This window comes from Bacillus sp. 05T31, from assembly GCF_056396725.1.
In genome coordinates this window covers 1-2,500 of sequence record NZ_JBFTMA010000572.1, presented here as the reverse complement: position 1 = coordinate 2,500, position 2,500 = coordinate 1, and the positions used below count along the sequence as shown (strand labels likewise).

At 52.5% G+C, this 2,500-nt stretch carries 1 rRNA gene (cut by a window edge); it reads left to right on the top strand.

Going from position 1 to position 2,500, the window contains the following annotated elements:
* Nucleotides 1–2,500: ribosomal RNA gene (locus AC1DJR_RS24370) — 23S ribosomal RNA — on the top strand (its annotated part extends 420 nt beyond the left edge of the window); the annotation flags it as partial.

The following is a 2,500-nucleotide window of genomic DNA, read 5'->3' as shown; positions in this document are numbered from 1 at the left end:
ACGGCGGAACACGTGAAATTCCGTCGGAATCTGGGAGGACCATCTCCCAAGGCTAAATACTCCCTAGTGATCGATAGTGAACCAGTACCGTGAGGGAAAGGTGAAAAGCACCCCGGAAGGGGAGTGAAAGAGATCCTGAAACCGTGTGCCTACAAATAGTCAGAGCCCGTTAATGGGTGATGGCGTGCCTTTTGTAGAATGAACCGGCGAGTTACGATCCCGTGCRAGGTTAAGCTGAAGAGGCGGAGCCGCAGCGAAAGCGAGTCTGAATAGGGCGTTTAGTACGTGGTCGTAGACCCGAAACCAGGTGATCTACCCATGTCCAGGGTGAAGTTCAGGTAACACTGAATGGAGGCCCGAACCCACGCACGTTGAAAAGTGCGGGGATGAGGTGTGGGTAGCGGAGAAATTCCAATCGAACCTGGAGATAGCTGGTTCTCCCCGAAATAGCTTTAGGGCTAGCCTTAAGTGTAAGAGTCTTGGAGGTAGAGCACTGATTGAACTAGGGGTCCTCATCGGATTACCGAATTCAGTCAAACTCCGAATGCCAATGACTTATCCTTAGGAGTCAGACTGCGAGTGATAAGATCCGTAGTCAAGAGGGAAACAGCCCAGATCGCCAGCTAAGGTCCCAAAGTGTGTATTAAGTGGAAAAGGATGTGGAGTTGCTTAGACAACTAGGATGTTGGCTCAGAAGCAGCCACCATTTAAAGAGTGCGTAATAGCTCACTAGTCGAGTGACTCTGCGCCGAAAATGTACCGGGGCTAAATACACCACCGAAGCTGCGAATTGATACCAATGGTATCAGTGGTAGGGGAGCGTTCTAAGTGCAGTGAAGTCAGACCGGAAGGACTGGTGGAGCGCTTAGAAGTGAGAATGCCGGTATGAGTAGCGAAAGACGGGTGAGAATCCCGTCCACCGAATGCCTAAGGTTTCCTGAGGAAGGCTCGTCCGCTCAGGGTTAGTCAGGACCTAAGCCGAGGCCGACAGGCGTAGGCGATGGACAACAGGTTGATATTCCTGTACCACCTCTTTATCGTTTGAGCAATGGAGGGACGCAGAAGGATAGAAGAAGCGTGCGATTGGTTGTGCACGTCCAAGCAGTTAGGCTGATAAGTAGGCAAATCCGCTTATCGTGAAGGCTGAGCTGTGATGGGGAAGCTCCTTATGGAGCGAAGTCTTTGATTCCCCGCTGCCAAGAAAAGCTTCTAGCGAGATAAAAGGTGCCTGTACCGCAAACCGACACAGGTAGGCGAGGAGAGAATCCTAAGGTGTGCGAGAGAACTCTGGTTAAGGAACTCGGCAAAATGACCCCGTAACTTCGGGAGAAGGGGTGCTTTCTTAACGGAAAGCCGCAGTGAATAGGCCCAAGCGACTGTTTAGCAAAAACACAGGTCTCTGCGAAGCCGTAAGGCGAAGTATAGGGGCTGACACCTGCCCGGTGCTGGAAGGTTAAGGAGAGGGGTTAGCGTAAGCGAAGCTCTGAACTGAAGCCCCAGTAAACGGCGGCCGTAACTATAACGGTCCTAAGGTAGCGAAATTCCTTGTCGGGTAAGTTCCGACCCGCACGAAAGGTGTAACGATTTGGGCACTGTCTCAACCAGAGACTCGGTGAAATTATAGTACCTGTGAAGATGCAGGTTACCCGCGACAGGACGGAAAGACCCCGTGGAGCTTTACTGTAGCCTGATATTGAATTTTGGTACAGTTTGTACAGGATAGGCGGGAGCCATTGAAACCGGAGCGCTAGCTTCGGTGGAGGCGCTGGTGGGATACCGCCCTGACTGTATTGAAATTCTAACCTACGGGTCTYATCGACCCGGGAGACAGTGTCAGGTGGGCAGTTTGACTGGGGCGGTCGCCTCCTAAAGTGTAACGGAGGCGCCCAAAGGTTCCCTCAGAATGGTTGGAAATCATTCGTAGAGTGCAAAGGCATAAGGGAGCTTGACTGCGAGACCTACAAGTCGAGCAGGGACGAAAGTCGGGCTTAGTGATCCGGTGGTTCCGCATGGAAGGGCCATCGCTCAACGGATAAAAGCTACCCCGGGGATAACAGGCTTATCTCCCCCAAGAGTCCACATCGACGGGGAGGTTTGGCACCTCGATGTCGGCTCATCGCATCCTGGGGCTGTAGTCGGTCCCAAGGGTTGGGCTGTTCGCCCATTAAAGCGGTACGCGAGCTGGGTTCAGAACGTCGTGAGACAGTTCGGTCCCTATCCGTCGTGGGCGCAGGAAATTTGAGAGGAGCTGTCCTTAGTACGAGAGGACCGGGATGGACGCACCGCTGGTGTACCAGTTGTTCTGCCAAGGGCATAGCTGGGTAGCTATGTGCGGAAGGGATAAGTGCTGAAAGCATCTAAGCATGAAGCCCCCCTCAAGATGAGATTTCCCATAGCGTAAGCTAGTAAGATCCCTGAAAGATGATCAGGTTGATAGGTTCGAGGTGGAAGCATGGTGACATGTGGAGCTGACGAATACTAATAGATCGAGGACTTAACC